Annotated in this window: 16 protein-coding genes; 13 read left to right on the top strand and 3 right to left on the bottom strand. The window is 34.9% G+C overall.

Going from position 1 to position 19,632, the window contains the following annotated elements; translation table 11 throughout:
- Nucleotides 1-55: 55 nt before the first annotated feature.
- From HNR32_RS10965 to HNR32_RS10960, 3 genes are all read right to left on the bottom strand, one after another.
- Complete coding sequence (locus HNR32_RS10965) at nt 56-511, bottom strand: universal stress protein (RefSeq protein ID WP_183862604.1); 456 nt, start codon at nt 509-511, stop codon at nt 56-58.
- A 339-nt stretch (nt 512-850) separates the two neighbouring features.
- Entirely contained in the window at nt 851-1,234 is a 384-nt protein-coding gene (locus HNR32_RS14590) for an STAS domain-containing protein (protein ID WP_231038146.1), read from the bottom strand.
- A complete protein-coding gene (locus HNR32_RS10960) occupies nt 1,219-2,283 on the bottom strand; it encodes a SulP family inorganic anion transporter (protein WP_231038147.1) in 1,065 nt (354 codons plus the stop codon). Before HNR32_RS10960 ends, HNR32_RS14590 begins: the two co-directional genes overlap by 16 nt.
- Nucleotides 2,284-2,477: 194 nt before the next feature.
- On the opposite strand from HNR32_RS10960, the gene sppA reads away from it, so the two are divergent.
- From sppA to HNR32_RS10895, 13 genes are all read left to right on the top strand, one after another.
- On the top strand, nt 2,478-3,272 hold the full coding sequence (gene sppA, locus HNR32_RS10955) for a signal peptide peptidase SppA (RefSeq protein ID WP_183862602.1): 795 nt from the start codon (nt 2,478-2,480) through the stop codon (nt 3,270-3,272).
- Nucleotides 3,273-3,674: 402 nt separating this feature from the next.
- Nucleotides 3,675-4,535 carry a DUF3737 family protein gene (locus tag HNR32_RS10950; protein ID WP_183862600.1) on the top strand — a complete coding sequence of 287 codons (861 nt, stop codon included), beginning with the start codon at nt 3,675-3,677 and terminating at the stop codon, nt 4,533-4,535.
- Nucleotides 4,532-5,977 (top strand): MATE family efflux transporter, encoded by a 1,446-nt coding sequence (locus HNR32_RS10945; RefSeq protein ID WP_183862598.1) that lies wholly within the window; start codon nt 4,532-4,534, stop codon nt 5,975-5,977. The genes HNR32_RS10950 and HNR32_RS10945 overlap by 4 nt, the downstream gene beginning before the upstream one ends.
- A complete protein-coding gene (locus HNR32_RS10940) occupies nt 5,967-7,133 on the top strand; it encodes a MalY/PatB family protein (RefSeq protein WP_183862596.1) in 1,167 nt (388 codons plus the stop codon). The genes HNR32_RS10945 and HNR32_RS10940 overlap by 11 nt, the downstream gene beginning before the upstream one ends.
- A gap of 297 nt (nt 7,134-7,430) precedes the next feature.
- Nucleotides 7,431-8,597, top strand: coding sequence for an iron-containing alcohol dehydrogenase (locus HNR32_RS10935; protein ID WP_183862594.1), 1,167 nt, complete (start codon nt 7,431-7,433; stop codon nt 8,595-8,597).
- 401 nt (nt 8,598-8,998) lie between these two features.
- Nucleotides 8,999-10,075, top strand: a complete 1,077-nt coding sequence (locus HNR32_RS10930) for an MBL fold metallo-hydrolase (protein ID WP_196611227.1) — start codon at nt 8,999-9,001, stop codon at nt 10,073-10,075.
- Between the two features lie 143 nt (nt 10,076-10,218).
- Complete coding sequence (locus HNR32_RS10925) at nt 10,219-10,833, top strand: DUF2238 domain-containing protein (protein ID WP_183862590.1); 615 nt, start codon at nt 10,219-10,221, stop codon at nt 10,831-10,833.
- Nucleotides 10,834-11,216: 383 nt separating this feature from the next.
- Nucleotides 11,217-12,026, top strand: a complete 810-nt coding sequence (locus HNR32_RS10920; RefSeq protein WP_183862587.1) for a YdcF family protein — start codon at nt 11,217-11,219, stop codon at nt 12,024-12,026.
- Between the two features lie 99 nt (nt 12,027-12,125).
- Complete coding sequence (larB, locus tag HNR32_RS10915) at nt 12,126-12,872, top strand: nickel pincer cofactor biosynthesis protein LarB (RefSeq protein WP_183862585.1); 747 nt, start codon at nt 12,126-12,128, stop codon at nt 12,870-12,872.
- Between the two features lie 124 nt (nt 12,873-12,996).
- The gene (locus HNR32_RS10910) at nt 12,997-13,596 is read left to right on the top strand and encodes a hypothetical protein (RefSeq protein ID WP_183862583.1); all 600 of its coding nucleotides are present in this window, start codon (nt 12,997-12,999) and stop codon (nt 13,594-13,596) included.
- A 206-nt stretch (nt 13,597-13,802) separates the two neighbouring features.
- Nucleotides 13,803-14,249, top strand: a complete 447-nt coding sequence (locus HNR32_RS10905) for a macro domain-containing protein (protein WP_183862582.1) — start codon at nt 13,803-13,805, stop codon at nt 14,247-14,249.
- 16 nt (nt 14,250-14,265) lie between these two features.
- Complete coding sequence (locus HNR32_RS10900; RefSeq protein ID WP_183862580.1) at nt 14,266-14,667, top strand: hypothetical protein; 402 nt, start codon at nt 14,266-14,268, stop codon at nt 14,665-14,667.
- A 42-nt stretch (nt 14,668-14,709) separates the two neighbouring features.
- The gene (locus HNR32_RS10895; protein WP_183862578.1) at nt 14,710-19,578 is read left to right on the top strand and encodes a DUF4132 domain-containing protein; all 4,869 of its coding nucleotides are present in this window, start codon (nt 14,710-14,712) and stop codon (nt 19,576-19,578) included.
- The last annotated feature ends 54 nt before the right edge of the window (nt 19,579-19,632 follow it).

Below are 19,632 nucleotides of genomic sequence, written 5' to 3'. Positions count from 1 at the left end.
GCTACGCCAAATAGCCTGAAATATTGCTATTTAAATAACGCCAATTATTGAATTTTCAAGGTACATCGACTTTTATTGATGTGCGAAGTTTGAGTTTTATGATTAAAACGGGACAGTTAACACGTTTGGCAACTTTATGACTGACACTACCCAATACCATTTCCTGCAGAGTATTAAGACCGCGGCTGCCGATTATGACTATATCAAATTTTTCGTTATTGGCATATTTAACAAGGGCAGGACCTGGTTCGCCATGTAAAAATTTTATACTATAGTCAAGTTTTTCTGCTTGGAAAAGCTGTTCAATTGGTTGGAGTTTTTGCTGACGGATATTTTTTAATTCGGATTCACTGGTGCTGTGCAGTATCTGGGTTTTGGAATCATCAAATTTTATAACGCAGGCAATTTCTAAATGCTTAGGTGTGCTAAGCTTGGAAATTTTTATTGCCTCATTGGCAGCACGCAGGGAATTTTCTGAGCCATCAGCGGCAAGTAAGATTTTATTATACATATTAGACCTTTCTTTATTAAGAATATTTTAAAATATAGTATCCTTCAGTTAACTTATATTATAATAATATATTTATATCACATTGTGCTAGTTGAAGTTTAGATGCCTAAAAGGTTCTCCTGTAGAGGGGGTTAACCCTTCCGACTTGACTTCGTCAAGCTACCTTCCCTATGCTGTAGCTCTTAATGCTTTAGCATTCTATGCTACAGTTCTTTGCACTTTAGTGCTTAGAACTGTAGTAGGCAAAGCAGAGATACAGTACACACAGTGCAGGGACGGCTTTAAGGGCACACTAATTTATTAACTAGCACAATATGAATTTATAATTTAAAGTGAATATTAGGAAATGGAAAGTTTTTTCATCAGTTTTTTACTGGATGTATTAAGACCGTGGCAATCAACGGTATTATCATTATCGCGGTATTTAAGCAGAATTTTATCAATAACTGCCGCAGCTGATTCATCCCATACTGTTGTTTGGGAAAAATCTAAGATGATTTCTTTATTTGCAACAGAAAAATCAAAATGATCCATGAAGGTATCTAGTGAAGCAAAAAATAAAGGGCCATTTATTTGAAAAATAATCTTAGAATCAGTAATTTCTTTATTTATTTTTACGCTGGAAGCTTTGGCAACAAATAACAGGGAGCTGATAATGACACCAGCGATAACACCTTTAGACAGGTCCCCAGTAGCAACAACGATAATTACAGTAAGCAGCATAACAAAGGCATCGCTTTTGGGAGCTTTTTTAAGTAGCTGAATGATGACCATTCAAAAGTGCCTACAGAAACCATTATCATAATACCAGCCAACACTGGCATTGGGATTTTTATAACAAGGTCACCAAGTACCATGATAAGAAACATTAAAAACATACCGGCAACAAAGGTGGAAAGACGACCGCGTCCGCCGGATTTAATATTAATTACGGATTGACCAATCATGGCACAGCCGCCCATGCCACCTAAAAACCCGTTAATGATATTGGCAATACCCTGACCACAGCATTCACGTTGTTTATCACTATTTGTTTCAGTCATATCGTCTACTATTGAAGCGGTAAGCAGCGTTTCCATAAGACCAACAATAGATAAGGCTAGTGAATAAGGAAAAATAATTGATAAAGTATTGAAATTAAATGGAATATCAGGAATTAAAAATGTTGGCAGGCTTTTGCTTATTTGTCCGAGATCCCCGACAGTAGGCATTATGAGATTGAATTTAATAGTGACAAAAGTAAGAATGATAATAGCAATTAACGGGGCTGGAATGCCGCGGAAAAATTTCGGCAGGATATAAATTATAGCTAAGGTTACAATAACAAAAATATATGCGGTCGAAGATATATTCCAAAAATAAGGAATCTGTGCCATAAATATAAGTATAGCTAAGGAGTTTACAAAACCAATCATGACGGCATTAGGTATAAAACGCATAAGCTGGTTTATATTTAATAATCCAAAAATAAATTGTAAAATACCGGTGAGAATTGTAGCTGCCAGCAGATACTGTAAGCCGTAATCATGGACTAAGGGAACCATGACCAGAGCCATTGAGCCGGTAGCAGCGGAAATCATCGCCGGACGACCGCCAGCAATAGAAATAATCACAGCAATGCAAAAAGATGCATAAAGTGCAACCATCGGGTCAACACCGGCAATAATAGAAAAAGCCAGGGCCTCGGGAATCAGTGCTAAAGCGACAACTATTCCTGATAAAATATCGGCACGAACATTGGAAAACCATTCTTTTTTTAAAGTCTGAAACAAAACAAAAAATCCTCCTGTAAAATATATTTTATAAAAATTTCATAATAAGCGTAATGACATGTATTGTATCATATATATCCTTTAAAAGGAACCTTTGGCATAGAATAGTTAATTTGCAGGAATATGTTATTTTTTGCATAATTGTTTTAAGAAGACTATTATAAAGAAGTGAAAAAAATATGGAGGAATAATAAATGTTGTTTAATAAAAAGAAAAAAATAAGAGTAGTAAATATAGATGGTGTTATTTCAGCAACAGGCAGTAAAGGCTTATTAAATCAGTCGGAAGGCAGCATGGCGGTGCTTAAGATTTTGCATGAAATAAAAAATGATGACAGTATACGTGGAGTACTGTTGCGAATAAACAGCCCGGGTGGTACCGCCGGAGCTTCACAGGAGATAGCAAATTCAGTCGAAGCTGTACGTAAAGCAGGTAAGCCGGTAATTGCATCGATTGCTGATATGGCCTGCAGCGGCGGCTATATGATAGCCAGTGTCTGTGATTATATTTTTGCCAATCAGATGGCAATGACGGGTTCAATCGGGGTTATAATGCAAATCCCTAATTTTAAGGGAATATCAGAGAAACTTGGTGTTACATATAATACGATTAAAGCTGGAGAAATGAAGGATATTGGTAATCCAGTGCGTGAAATGACGGAAAAAGAACGTATTTATCTTACGGAGATGGCTGAAGAAAGTCATCAGGAATTTATTCGTATGGTACAAAAATATCGAACGATAACGAATATAGAGGAAATGACAGACGGGCGATTTGTATCTGCTGTTATAGCCAAAGAAAATGGATTAATTGATGAATTTGGTACATATTATGATGCCCTGGAGTATCTTTGTAAAAAATTGGATGTAAAAGAAAAAGATGTAAAAATTATTGAAGACAGCAAGAAAAAGAGTTTTATTGGCAAAATATTAAATTTGCAGGCAGTGGTTAAAGAATTGCTTCAGGTAACGACTGAATTGAAGTTATAATATTTTATAGTTAGTAAAATATTATAGTTTTTAAGCCGTCCCTGCACTGTATGTACTGTATCTTTGCCTACTACAGTTCTAAGCACTAAAGTGCAAAGAACTGTAGCATAGAATGCTAAAGCATTAAGAGCTACACATAGGAAAGGTAGTTTTGTGAAGTCTAGCTAGAAGGGTTAACCCCTCAGGCAGCTTTGCTGCCAGCTCCCCTATGGGGGAGCCTTTTGGGTATCTGAAGGTAAATAGAATAGAAATTAAATATTGTTCGAAACAGGCATATCTTAGTATTTTTTAGGTATGCTTATTTTTTATGCTTGACTTAGAGTGAACTACAAGTGATAAAGTTAAAACATAGTTAATTATTGGAAAAAGCAATTTGTAGATTTTATTAGGAAAGGAACTATAATGAAAAATTATTCCCAAGAAAAATTTATAGGTGAAAGAGCCTTATTTAAAAGTAATGATTTAGAAATTGATTATTGTACATTTGTTGATGGCGAATCACCTCTAAAAGAAAGTAAAAATATTAAATTAAAAAACAGTATATTTGAATGGAAATATCCATTGTGGTATTGTGAAGATATTAAGGTTGAAGATAGTATGCTGCTGGAAATGGCGCGGGCAGGTATATGGTACACAAATAATCTTGATATGAAAAATATCACTATTCAGGCGCCTAAAACATTTCGTCGTTGCAATAATATGAAATTGGAAAACATTGATATGCCCAATGCCAATGAAACATTATGGAATTGCAAAAATATTAAGATGAAAAATGTAACGGCTAAAGGACCAAATTTTGCTATGAATAGTGAAAATATCGAAATTGATGGGTTCACTTTGATTGGTGATTATTCCTTTGATGGTGGTAAGAATATAACTGTCCGTAATGCTAAAATGATATCAAAAGATGCTTTTTGGAATGCGGAAAATGTTACTGTTTATGATTCTTTTATTTCCGGTGAATATTTTGGCTGGAATGCAAAAAATGTTACATTAATAAATTGCACGATTGAAAGTTTGCAAGGCTTTTGCTATATGGAAAATGTAGTACTAAAAAATTGTAAATTGATAAATACAAATCTTGCTTTTGAGTATTCTACTGTTGATGCAGAAATCATCAGTAAAATTGACAGCGTAAAAAATCCATATTCAGGACGAATAATTTCAGAAGGTATAGATGAAATTATTTTTGATGATCCTAAAGTTGACAGTGAGAAAACTGAAATAAGTGTGAGTACAGCAGACTCTTCATTAGCTGGATGAGCAGCGTAATAAATAATAAAATGACATTGGTAGCTGCACTGAAATCAGTGCAGCCGTTGACATATAAACAGAAAATAAACTTAGTGATGCAGCTGAGTCTGCCGGCAATATTGACCCAGGTAAGTTTCATTATGATGGAGTATATTGATGCAGCTATGGTGGGCAGTATGGGAGCAGCAGCTTCAGCGGCAATTGGACTTGTATTGTCGACAACATGGTTGTTTGGCGGTATGTGTAATGCGGCATCTGTTGGCTTTTCGATACAAACAGCTCATTGTATTGGTGCAGGAGAAAATGACAAAGCCAGACAAATGCTCAGGCAGGGGATTATAGTAACAGGTATATTTTCTTTGTTTTTGGCAGCTATCGGAATGGCGATAAGTTCATATTTGCCAGATTGGCTGGGCAGTGGTACGGCGATAAAAAAAGATGCAATAGATTATTTTTTTATTTATGCCTGTTCATTGCCGATATATCAGCTGAAGAATTTGGCAGCAATGCTGCTGCAAAGCAGCGGTAATATGCGTGCTCCAAGTATCATAAATACAGTGATGTGTTTACTTGATATTGTTTTTAATTTATTGTTTATATTCCCTAGTCATCAAATAATGATAGGAAATATTAGTTTTACTATGCCAGGCTTAGACATGGGAGTAGCAGGGGCTGCATTAGGAACAGCAGTAGCTGAAGCTGTAGCAGCTATAGCCATGTTATGGATGGTATGCTGTAAGTCCCCAATACTGCATTTTCTTAAGCATGATAAATGGAAGCTTACTCGTGAGTATGTATATAAAGCAATAAAATTAGGTTTTCCTGTTGGCTTGGAACATGCTGTACTGACAGGAGCGATTGTAGTAACAACTGCAATTGTAGCACCACTTGGTGCTGTGGCGATAGCTACTAATTCTTTTGCTGTTACAGCAGAAAGTTTATGTTATATGCCGGGCTATGGTATTGCAATAGCGGCATCTCCATTAGTTGGGCAGAGCATTGGGGCTAAACGTTGGGATTTGACACATCATTTTGCCAGGATTACAGTTGGCATGGGTGTAGTTATAATGACAATTATGGCATTTATAATGTTTGTTATAGCACCGTATATTTTTGCTTTTTTAACACCGGATTTGGCTGTACAGGAAATAGGAACAAAAATTTTACGCATTGAAATGTTTGCTGAGCCAATGTTTGCCTTATCAATAGTAATTGCAGGAGTGTTACGTGGTGAAGGTGATACTTTTGTGCCAAGTATACTAAATATTTGCAGTATCTGGTGTGTACGTATACCATTATCGTTGTTATTGGCAAGTTCGCTGGGGGTAATGGGTGTATGGATTGCCATGAGCATTGAATTATGTTGTCGGGGATTATTGTTGTTTATGCGGTTATGGCGTAAAGAGTGGTTTAAAAGGGAAGATAACGGGAGGCATTATAATGCAATTTGATTTTGATATGGCAGTAAATCGCCGTACAATAAATTCGTTAAAATGGGATGTAGCAGAAAATGAACTGCCAATGTGGGTTGCTGATATGGATTTTATGGCAGCACCGGCAATTCGTGAAGCATTGATAAAAAGAGTGGAAAAAGGAACTTTTGGTTATGAAATAGTTCCGGATAGCTGGTATGAAGCTATCGGCAATTGGTGGAAAAGACGGCATGGGATTTTTTTTGAAAAAGAATGGCTGACTTTTTGTACCGGGGTTGTACCAGCAATATCAAGTGCTGTTAAAAGACTGACAAATATTGGTGATAATGTATTAGTACAGACACCTGTATATGATATTTTTTTTCATTCAGTGGAAAACGGTGGTCGTCATGTATTGGAAAATAAACTGCACTATGATGGCAGTCGTTATTCTATCGATTTTTCCGACTTAGAAGAAAAATTAGCGCAGCCGCTTACGACAATGATGATTTTATGTAATCCGCATAATCCTGTTGGTAAAATCTGGACGAAAGAAGAGCTGACGCGGATTGGCGGATTATGTAAAAAGTATGGAGTTACTGTTTTATCGGATGAAATCCATTGTGATATGATAGACCCAGGCAGTGAATATGTTCCTTTTGCGGCTGCATCTAAAGTATGTGCCGATATCAGTATGACCTGCATATCGGCCAGCAAGGCTTTTAATATTGCCGGTTTGCAGACGGCAGCTGTTATGATTCCTAATAAAATCTTGCGGGAAAAAGTAGTACGCGGCTTAAATTCTGATGAACTGGCTGAACCTAATTCTTTTGCTATTGATGCAGCAATTGCCGCTTTTAATGAAGGCGAAGAATGGCTTGATGAGCTTAGAAAATATTTGCAGTCCAATAAGAAAATCGTGCGTGAATTTATTGAAGAAAATCTGTCAATGCTTAAAGTAGTTTCAGAAAAAGCGACATATCTTTTGTGGATTGACTGTAGTGCCGTTACAAATGATACAGATAAGTTATGCGATTATATACAGGAAAAAACAGGCTTAATTATAACTGCTGGCGGACAGTATCGTGGTGACAGTGATAAGTTTGTCAGGATAAATACAGCTTGTACTAAAGATAATCTTAATGACGGCATGCAAAGATTAAAAGCAAGTATTTTATCATATAACAAGAAATAAAGATAATTATAAATTTTGAAAAAACATTTGACTTGGAGATTACTCTAAGTGTTAGAATAAATTTGTAGGAAATATTGATTTGTATTATATTGGTTAATAAAGTGTTATGTTTTTTAAGCCGTCCCTTTAGGGAAGGTGGCTTGACGAAGTCAAGTCGGAAGGGTTAATTATATGATAGAAACCCCTCAGTCAGCTTGCGCTGCCAGCTCCCCTACAGGGGAGCCTTTAAGAACAGAAAAAGATTTATACTATTAACTGGTATAAAGCAAATAAAACTAATTAATAGGAGTGATTTAGATGAATATAGATTTCACATATGAAAATCCAACGGCAATACATTTTGGTAAAAATTCATTAGATGTTTTAGGTGATGAGCTGAAAAAATACGGTGATACCGTAATGTTGGCTTATGGTAAAGGTGCTATTAAAAGAAATGGCCTTTATGATTCCGTAATGAAAATTTTACAGGATGGCGGCAAAAAAGTAGTTGAATTGTCTGGTATTATGGCTAATCCAACTTATAAAAAAGTAGTTGAAGGTGTAGAATTAGTTCGTAAAAATAATGTTGATTTGATTTTAGCTGTAGGCGGCGGTTCAGTAATTGACTGTGCCAAAGCAATTTCTGTATCAGCACATTGTGAAGAAGATTACTGGAAACGTTATTGGATTGATTTTAAACCATTGGCTAATGAAGTAGTTCCAGTTGCTTCTATCTTAACTTTGGCAGGAACAGGTTCAGAAATGAACGCCGGATCTGTTATAACCAATGAAGAACAAAAACTTAAAATGGGTCGTGTTTTCCCTGCTAATGTAAATCCTAAATTTTCGATTTTAAATCCTGAATATACATTTACATTGCCTAAATATCAGATGGTAAGCGGTATTTTTGATATGATGTCCCATTTAATGGAATCATATTTTTCCAATGAAGATGATGTTACTACTGATTACTTAATTGAAGGATTGCTTCGCTCTATAATTCATAGTGCCCGTAAAGCAGTTCAAGACCCTAAAGATTATGAAGCAAGAAGTAATTTGATGTGGAGTTCTACTTTGGCTATGAACCCAATTATGGGACTTAGCAAAAAGCAGGATTGGGAAGTTCATATGATTGAACATCAGGTTGGTGCTTATACTGATTGCGCACATGGTATGGGCTTAGCTGCAGTATCATTGCCATATTACAGATATATCTATTCATATGGGCTTGATAAATTTGTTCGTTATGCTGAAAATGTGTGGAATATTGATGGTACTGGTAAAACTAAAGAAGAAATTGCTTTAGCGGGTATCGATGCATTGGAAGCATTTACTAAAGAATGCGGTATGGTAACAAGTCTTAAAGAATTAGGCGCAACTGAAGAAATGCTGCCACAGATTGCTAATTCTACTGTAATTCTTGATGGCGGCTATAAAAAAATGACTGCTGGAGAAATATTAGACATACTTAAAAAAGCTTATTGATAAAGGTTTTTTTTATGGGGCTGACGCATGTTAATAAAATATGTGCGTCAACCTCATTTTTTGTAATTTTAAAGCCGTCCCTTTAGGGAAGGTGGCACTGCGAAGCAGTGACGGAAGGGTTAGTTTATAAGCTAATTAATATTAAACTTTCAGGCAGCTTTGCACACTGTGGGTACTATATTTCTGCTTTGTCTACTACATTTCTAAGCACTGAAGTGCAAAGAACTGTAGTATATGCGCTAAAGCGCAAAGAACTATAGCATATAGGGAAGCCTTTTAGGCAGCTAAAACTCAACTAGCACAATGCAAATATAATATATAATTTTAGATAATGAGTAATAGTTAGTGAATGGATGGTAGAATAAGGAATGGTGAAGAAAATATTGATATTGATTATAATAATGTTGATACTGATTTCCGGGATGGCGTATGCTTTTTTGCAGCAGCCGGAATTTGGTCACATGGCAACAGGAAAAAGACTGGACAGAATACAAGCATCACCGCATTATATTAATGGTGAGTTTCAGGCATTGGAACCAGTAAAACAAATCGTTGAAGGCAGTCAGTTTGCAGCAACAGTTCGTTATCTGACCGAAGATAAAACAAATATCGTTCCGGATAAACCATTGCCGGTGAAAAAAATAAACTTAAAGCAGCTGGATAAAAAAAAGGATATTGTTGTATGGCTGGGGCATTCGTCTTTTTATATGCAGCTTGACGGCAAAAGCATTCTTATTGATCCGGTACTTGAAAATTATGCTTCACCACTTTCTTTTATTAATAAAGCGTTTAAGGGAACAGATGCTTATAAGCCGGAAGATATGCCGGATATTGATATACTCGTAATATCGCATGATCATTGGGATCATCTTGATTATAATACGGTGAAAGCACTGAAGGATAGAATTAAGGATGTAGTTTGTCCGTTAGGTGTGGGGGAATATTTTGAGGAATGGGGTTTTTCCACACAGCAGATTCATGAGGAAGATTGGTATACTCAGGTAAAATTATCTGATGACTTTAGCGTCTATATTTTGCCGGCACAGCATTTTTCTGGACGATTATTGAAAAAAAATCAGACAGAATGTGCTTCATTTGCTTTTGTCACACCACAAAAACGTGTGTTTTATAGTGGCGATAGTGGTTATGGCGTTCATTTTAAAGAAATTGGACAGATGTTTGGCAGCTTTGATCTGGCTATAATGGAAGATGGGCAGTATAACGAAAAATGGCCGCGTATCCATATGATGCCAGAGCAGACTGCGCAGGCATCAGTAGATATAAATGCAAAAACAGTTATACCAGCTCATAATGGTAAATTTGCTTTAAGCAGTCACACCTGGTATAATCCTTATGATCGTTTAGAAGCAAGCAGCATAGATAAAGGTTATAAGCTTCTTACTCCGGAAATTGGTGATGTAGTTCGTATTGGTGATGCGGAGCAGCAGTTTAGTGAGTGGTGGAAGTCTTTAGAATAAACGAATATGCCAGAAAAATAAGCTTTGGACATTTTAGTCCAAGGCTTGTTTTGGCGGGGAATATATGGCTGGGCATAAAACAGGATTAATATAGATGCTGCTAGAATAGAATAAATAAATATTAAGAAAATTGAGGATGAACTATGAACAGTAAATATAATAATTCAATATTATTGATGCTTGTAATCGTGGCATTGATATGCTCTGGTATTTATCCCCATGATTTTTTTACTTGGTTTTTGGAAGTGCTGCCGGTTTTGATAGGTATGGTTATTCTTATAGGCACATATAAAAAATTTAAGTTTTCGACATTTGTATATTGTCTATTGGCGGTGCATGCTGTAATTTTAATAATTGGTGGTCATTATACTTATGCCCAAATGCCGGTTTTTAACTGGTTGCGGGATACTTTTGATCTTAGCCGCAATTATTATGACAGATTGGGACATTTTGCCCAGGGATTTATTCCGGCAATTACTGCTCGTGAGATATTACTGCGAAAATCACCACTGAAAGCTGGCAAATTATTGAATTTTATAGTGGTGTGCATATGTTTAGCGATTAGTGCCAGCTATGAGCTTATTGAATTTGCTGTAGCAAAGATGACTGGCGAAGCAGCAGAAGCTTTTTTAGGCACTCAGGGAGATATATGGGATACGCAATGGGATATGTTGATGGCGCTCATTGGAGCAATAACAGCTCTTATAATTTTTCGTAAATATCATGATAGGGTATTGAGTAGAATAAAAAATAATTAAAAAATAATCCACATTAGAACATCGGGGAGGCGTGTCTAATGTGGATTATTAGTGAGCTGTAATTTTAATAATATTTTTTCTCCTAACTAAAATTTATTTATTATTTTACACAGCTGTTTTGTTGATAGCTGCTGATTTATGTTACACTTATAATAACTGTTTTTCCTTTGGATAAAAACATCATTTGAGGGAAAGCAAACAGATATTTGATTAGGAGTATTTTATTATGAGAAAGTCCATTATTCCCAGTTTTTATTTTGCCAATAAATTTCATCAGTATAAAAATACAATAATAAAATATGATGTACAAAAAAACAGATTTTACCAAGAATAGTATGCTTATTATATATAAGACAATTAATATTGGTCAGTAGGAGGAGAGCATGGAAAAAATTGCACACTGCATAAATACATTGGCAGAGTTTTGTGGGCAAAGGGATATTGATAATTTATCGCAGGAAATTTTGTACAAAAAATATAAAATAAAACAGGCTGATGTATTAGTATTATTTGGTGGCAGTATATTGGCAGGTGGGGATGTATTGGCTGAAGCAATGCATAATAATATTGCTAAAAAATATATTATTGTGGGCGGGGCAGGTCATACGACTGATAATCTGCGCAAAAAAATGCAATCAGTCTTATTGGATATTGATATCAGTAATCTATCGGAAGCGGAAATTTTTGCGGCTTATTTACAGGAAAAATATAGTTTGCAGGTTGATTTATTAGAAACGAAATCAACAAATTGCGGCAATAATATTACTTTGCTGCTTAATTTATTAAAAGAAAATAATATAGATTGTAAAAATATTATAATGATACAGGATGCAGCCATGCAGAGGCGAATGGCTGCTGGTTTAAAAAAATACCGAAATGATATTGATATTATTAATTTTACTGCATATAAAGTAAAAGTAACTACAAAAAATAATGAACTTCTATTTGATGATAAAATATGGGGAATGTGGACAATGCAGCAATATATAAGTTTGCTGTTAGGCGAAATACCACGTCTTATGGATGATGTAAATGGCTATGGTCCAAAAGGAAAAGACTATATTGCTCATGTAGATATTCCCGTTAAAGTACAAAAAACTTTTACTGAACTTAGTAAGAAATACAGTTTATTTATTCGTAAGGCTGATGCACGCTTTGCCAATAGTAAAAATAGTGATTGCAGTAATAAATAAAATAATGATGTTTTATAGTGAAAAATATTGACTTAGAGTTAGCACTAAGTTGTATTATTAGATAAAGAATAAATTTAAATAATGGTAAGGATGAATATGATGAATAAAGAAGAATTAAAATCTCTTTTACAGCAAGTGCAGCAAAACAATATGAGTATAGATAATGCTTTAAAAGAGCTGGAAGATTTTTCTTATAAAGATTTGGGGTTTGCCAAAATTGATAATGAGCGGGAACTGCGTAATGGTTATCCTGAAGTGATTTACTGTGCGGGTAAAACAGTAGAGCAGGTCGTTAAAATTATTGAATTTATGTTGACGAAAAAAAATAATATACTGGCTACCAGAGCCGATAAAGATACATATGAGGCAGTTTATAAAATTTGTCCAGAGGCAGTTTATAATGAGCTGGGACGGATAATTACCATCAGACAAAAAGAAACGAAGCTGACAGATAACTATATAGCGATAGTGTCGGCAGGAACATCAGATTTACCAGTAGTGGAAGAAGCGACAGCTACAGCTGAAATACTGGGCAATAAAGTAGAAAAGATAGTTGACGTCGGAGTAGCAGGTATTCATCGTCTTTTTGATAAGCTTGATATTATACGTGGGGCCAAGGTTGTGATTGTTGTTGCCGGAATGGAAGGCGCATTGGCCAGTGTTATTGGCGGATTAATTGATAAGCCGTTGATCGCAGTACCGACAAGCGTGGGATATGGTACTAGCTTTGGTGGCCTGACAGCACTGCTTACTATGCTTAATAGCTGTGCCAGTGGTATTAGCGTGGTAAATATTGACAATGGTTTTGGAGCTGCTTATTCAGCCAGTATGATAAATCATTTATGAGTAACTTTGGGTTTTATATGGAAATATAAAACCCGAAGTTCTTTTTTTAAAATTATAATTGGAAAAATAATAGTAAAATGGTATAATATAAAAAATTATTTTAGATATGAATTGGGTGAATATAATGGATGAATTAAAACTTTTTACAATAGATAAAGCTATAGGCGGCAATCAGGATTGGTTTACTGATTATTGGATGAAACTTGGTGGCTGTGGTGCAGTTACAGCCTGTGATATCTGTATATATTTATCATTGTATTTTGGTAAAAAATTATTATATCCATATAATTTGGCACAGATTAGCAAAAAAGATTATATAAATTTTTCCAATATAATGAAGCCGTATTTATCGCCAAGAGTAACAGGAATAGATACATTGGAAATATTTATGGATGGTTTTAAGGACTATCTTGCTGATAATGGTGAGAAAAATACAAATTTTGCCGGTATATACAGCAATTGTTCATTAATTAATTTTAAAAATGCAGTATGTGCGCAAATAGATAAAAAAATGCCTGTACCGTATCTTAATCTTAAACATAAAGATCCTGAGCTTAGTGATTATGTTTGGCATTGGTTTTGGCTGGCCGGTTATAAAAAAACAGGTGATAATCTTATGGTTAAAGCAATAACATATGGGGCAGAGCATTGGCTGTCACTCGATGATTTATGGGACAGCGGCTATGAGCGTAAGGGCGGTATTGTATTAATTGATGCGAAGTAATTAAATAACAAGAAAAGGCATATTTTGTTGCTAATGACAAAAATATGCCTTTTTTTTATGCTATATTTATTTTTAGGAAGTTTTATTGACATATAAATACTAGTAATCGTAATATATAAATATTAAGTAATAAAAGACCAACTAATAATTTATATTCTTGAATACTTAGATTTATAAGCTGAATATTATAGAAAGAGGGGATATTAATGAAAATTATTACAGGTGATCTTTTAATGCTGGCTAAGCAAGGCAAGTTTGATGTGATTGTTCATGGCTGCAATTGTCATTGTACTATGGGAGCGGGTATTGCTAAATCAATTAAACAGCAATTTCCCGAGGCTTATGCAGCTGATTGTCAGACGGAAAAAGGCAGCAAGGCTAAAATGGGGACTTATTCAAAAGCAAAAATTGAACAGGTTACTGTTATCAATGCCTATACACAGTTTAACTGGCGGGGAAAAGGTTGTTTAGTTTATTATGAAGCTGTTCGTCAGGTGTTTCGAGCAATAAAAAAAGATTTTTCCGGTAAAAAAATCGGTTATCCGCTTATCGGAGCTGGTCTGGCCGGCGGTGACTGGGAAATAATAGCAAAAATTATTGATGAAGAGCTGGCTGGTGAAAATCATACTTTAGTAAAATTTACTGGCAGATAAATGATAAGGAGCAGATATGATAGTAAAAATTGCAGTAAAATCAGCAGCAAAAAGGCGTAATATTGAATATCGTGATTATGAGCTGACAGCAGTAAAAAATCTGCTGGAACTTATTGGTGCATTGGTTGATTGTGAAATTGACCGTTATGAACAGGATGAACTTAAAGTATTAAGTCAGGCTGATATCGATACTATGCTGGAACAGGGCAAGGTAACTTTTGGTTTTAAATATCGTGAAGATGTAGTGATTGACCGCAGTGAGGCAAAAAGAACAGCAATAGAAGCATTTAACGATGGGTTATTTGTGGTTTTTATTAATGATAAGCAGATTGAAGATACAAATACAGTTTTATCATTGCAAAATAATGATGTTATTGTTTTAGTGCGCCTGACAATGCTGGCCGGCCGCTGCTTCTAATAGTATAAAAGATGAAAAATATCCCCGAATAGGAGAAAATACATGGAAGAAAAAACAAGTTACTATACATATGAAAAAGAGCAGACTAATTTATTATTGGAGATGGCTAAAAAAGAGTCAATAAATCTATATGATCGTTTATTGGCTATTCAAAACAGATATATAGGTGATTATAAAGAGCGAGAACGGCTGCAAGCGTTACGCAAGCAGGAATTAAATAATGCACCGAAAACTAAGGAAGAATTATTAGAAAATGAAATAATAAGGTTTTTTTATAGTCAGCTTAATGATTATTATAAAAATATATATTGTAAAGCTATAGACCTAATGGCTACAAGGGTATTATTTGAGCGTTATGGCGATGTAAGAGCTTATCGTCCACAAAGCATTTATAATGAATTTGAAAAATTATGTGGATTTGTTCAGAAGCTTTTATTATTACAGAATATGACTTTTGATCCGGCAGATTATCTGCAGGGGAAAAAATATTTTGATGAATATAATGAACGTATAGCGGGCGGTGTGTTTTGGGCAGCAGCTTTATCTTTGGAAGATGCTGACGAATTAAATACCTATATATCCCATATGCTTTATGATAATGAAAATTTGCTTAATTTTTCCCAGACACTTATCTTTGGTATGCTGGCATCAACATCGGTAAAAGCACAGGATATGGTGATGGACTTACTGAAAACAGCGCAAACGGCTGAGGGATTACGCCAATCAATTGTCAGTAAAATTGATTTTGCCGAGATAAGTGTATTTAAAAGATTTTTGCAATATATTGTTGAAGAAAATCTGATACGTTTTTCTTCGGTTAAACAGTCATTTATGTATTTTACCGGACTTAGTATGGATATTAGTGATAAAAATTTGGCTCGTCTGCCGCAAAAGATTTATGAATGTCTTGTAGAAGATAAACAGCAGGAATATCTCGCTAGTGAATCAGCCTTTGATTTTTACATAGCTTTATATACGATGTCGCTTGATAATCTTGATAATACTTTACAGTTTATCAATGAAAATATCAGGAATTATCCATTTTATAAGCAGGTGGTATGTGCTGATTTTATGGAACGTTGCAATACATATATGGATGTCCGGACTATTAGTGATTTAATAAGCATGGAGATGGAAGATAATCTGACATTATCAATTGCTATGCTCGATATTACAGTAAGAAAACTGTATTTCAATAATGATAATGACAAGCTGTATTATTTAATAACAGCGGCGCAATGTCTTGATAATGCTGGGAAGAAACCACCAAAAACTTATCATTTAATGGATAAAGAAATAACGCGGGAAATCTATTATAACCGCATTATTGAAAAACAAATAGATTTGGCCGATAGTATGCAGGATCATTATGATTTTGGTTATCGTCATGTTGATAAATTAGAATATGGACATGGTTTTAAAAATATGCAGGTGCCATATGTAAAAGAAAAAGCACTGCAGTTATTATCCTCTAATTTAGGGGATATACGTCAGTTTGCCTTTAAAAAATTACAGGCGGATGATGTTGTTTTACAGGCTGAAGAATATCAGCAGATAGCTGCTTATTTTAAGAGCCGCCGCAATGATTTGCGCAAATATCTCAGTAAATTATTTTTACAAGCTGAGCCGCAGATTGTCTTGAGCTGTGCCGAAAATCTTATTAATGATAAGAAAAAAGAATGCCGTCATGGCGGGCTGGTGCTATTGCTTGATAATAAAGAACGATTGGAGAAATTACCGCAGTATACGGGAGTAATAGAACAAGCTCAGGCAATGCAAAAAGATTCAGTAACGGCTGATTATATCAGCCAGATAATAGATAAAGACAGTAAAGAGAAAAAACAGCAGCTGCTTAATTTCTATGATGAAGATTATGAACCACAAATTGGCGAACTTAGTTATCAGCAGGAAAATATTGATAGCTTCATCAAGCTGGATGAAGCGGCTTATATCGATATAGTAAAAAAAATCATAGCTATTCATGAATCATTAGTCGGCAGGGAATGTCAATATGAAAATTATGATGGTACTAAAGAATGGTATAAATTTGGCATAGATTATCGTTGTCGTCATATCTGCCATCGTAAAAGCAGAGACTATGATAAAAATGATTATAAAGAATATCTTTTTTATGAAGAATTTTTGTCACTGGCTGATAAAATAAATGATGATATACTGCCATTGTATATTTATTATAGTGACGTTATTGAAGAGGTATATAATTCTTATAATAATAAAACACTAATAAGTCGATTTGATTATTTAAGTACAGTAGGCTATTTCCCAGAGTTTAAGAAATTTCGCCAATTCCTGCAAGAAATGGATAAGGGACAAAGGTCAACTCATTGGGAAAGTGTAATGGCTGTTTTTGACATTGTTCGCTTATATAAAAATGAGCAGGGGAAGTATAACAATAAAAAAGATAATGATTTTTATATTGATTTATACCAATATATGCTGATGCTCGATGAAAAAGCAGCTGAAGATAAATATAAAAGCAGTGATATAGATATAATGCTGCGCTATAAAGTCGTAAATAAAGAAAACTTGGATGGCGAAAGAATCAAGGACATCTTTAATATAGTAATGCATGCGGAAAAAATGAATAAAGCTCCGGTTAATTGTATAGAACTTATAGCATTACAGGCATTTATCAAAAATAATTTAATTAAAGAAGATTATATTTATAAATTATTGATGGACACCGAAGTAAAAAAAGAAAGAGGATATTTCCAGGAATCCAACAGCAGCCGCTTAATTAATGAAATATCAAGACTTATAAGACGGCAGGAAGCAGATAAATTAATTACTGAAATATATGATAAGGTGATTGATGTAATGCTTAAGGTAGAGCTGGAGCGTACGGAAACAGAGACTGAATATTCAGCTGTACTGCATAAGGCTAATATATTTAATGGCATGGAAATTTTTTTGAAGGCTATTTATAAAATGGCTGATACACCGTTTGTTCGTGGTTATATCTGGGGTGATAACGGGCGAAAAGGAATGTTTTCCCATATTATTTATTATGCAAAACCTAATGACAGTGATACACAGGAAAAATTTGCTGAATTAGTAAAAAAATATAAGATTACCCGCAAAAAATTACTGGAAGCAACAATGTATAATCTTGATTTTATTGATTTCACAGAAAAATGTCTGAAATTTAAGGGCTTAAGGAAAGCAGCTTATTACTTTAAAGCACATATGAATGAAGGCCTTTCCAAAGCCGATGCGGTTAAAGTTCATCGATATACTGATATTGATTTTGCTGATCTTAATGCCGGACAAATGGACATAGACTGGTTCAAGGACAGTTATAAAGAGCTTGGTACAAAAAAATTCGCTGAATTATACGATTGTGCCAAATATATTTCCTCGGGCGGGAATCATAAACGAGCGCAGTATTTTGCTGATGCGGTACGTGGTAAATTAAAAGAAAGTGAAGTTTTAGCACGAATAAATGATAAGCGCAATCAGGAAATGGTACTGGCTTATGGCTTATTGCCGCTGCGTGGCAGCAATAAGAAAAAATCGGCACTTAAGCGCTATGAACGTCTGCAGGCGTTTATCAAAGAAAGCCGTCAGTTCGGTGCACAAAGACGGGCAACAGAACTTAGTAAGGCGACAATAGCTCTTAGTAATCTGGCGCGGACTTATGGCTATAATGATGTAAATCGCTTTATGTGGGCAATGGAAATTGAGCTGTTAAACAGCAAAGAACAATTTTTTATACCTAAGCAGATTGATGAAATAACGGTAGCATTGTCATTGGAAAATCCATCTAAACCAGAGATAATTGTCGAAAAAAATGGCAAACAGTTAAAAAATATTCCGGCCAAATATAAAAAAAATGCTTATATTTTAGAACTTAATGAACTAAAAAAATCACTTAAAGAACAGTTTATGCGGGCCAGACGTTCGCTGGAAGATTGTATGATAAACGAAGATATTCTTACCAGCGAGGAAATAACAGCATTAGAAAAACATCCGATTATTGGTTCAATGCTTAAATTATTATTATTTAAATATAAAGATAAAATAGGCTTCATTAAGGCTGATATTATGTACACACTTACTGATGAAGTGATTATCCCGCAAGATGCACAGCTGACACTGGCACATCCGGCAGATTTAAATGAAGTCGGACAGTGGCCGCTTTGGCAGAAAAAAATATTAGCAGATGGAATTATCCAGCCGTTTAAACAGGTGTTTCGTGAATTATATATGATGACAGCTGAGGAAAAAGAGCAAAATGGCTATACTGAAAGATTTTCCGGTTATCAGATTGAAGGACGTAAAGCATTGGGCATCTTAAAATCGAGAAACTGGATTGTAAACGACAGTGAAGGTTTTGAAAAAATAAATCACAAGCAGAATCTGCGCATTGATTTATATTCCTATGCTGATTGGTTTATGCCATCGGAAATTGAAAGTCCGTCATTGGAACGAGTTGTATTTGTCGATAATAAAACTGGTAAGAGTAAAGATATGCAGGAATTATCACCAATTTTATTTTCAGAAACAATGCGTGATCTTGATCTTGTAGTAAGCGTGGCTTATGTTGGAGGTATTGATGTCCAGCTTAATCACTCGACACTGGCTATGCGTAAATCTATTTTGGAATATAATCTACAGTTGTTTAAGCTGGATAATTATTCTATTGATGGTCATCATATGATGATTGATGGACACTATGGCAGATATAATATTCACCTTGGTTCTGGTGTAATTCATAAAGAAGGCAGTGGTATGCTGCCAGTATTCCCTGTTCATTCACAGCATCGCGGCCATATCTTTTTGCCATTTGTGGATGAAGATCCTAAAACAGCCGAGCTTATCAGTAAAGTATTATTGTTAGCCAATGATAAAAAAATAAAGGATCCCGAGATTTTAAAATTTTTAGGGTAAAATAAATAAAGAGGCTGTTATACGCAAATGCGTAAACGGCCTCTTTATGATATT

Source organism: Pectinatus brassicae, assembly GCF_014201835.1.
Taxonomy (GTDB): domain Bacteria; phylum Bacillota; class Negativicutes; order Selenomonadales; family Selenomonadaceae; genus Pectinatus; species Pectinatus brassicae.
Note: the sequence above shows the minus strand (reverse complement) of the source record. Positions and strands in the feature narration are given on the sequence as shown.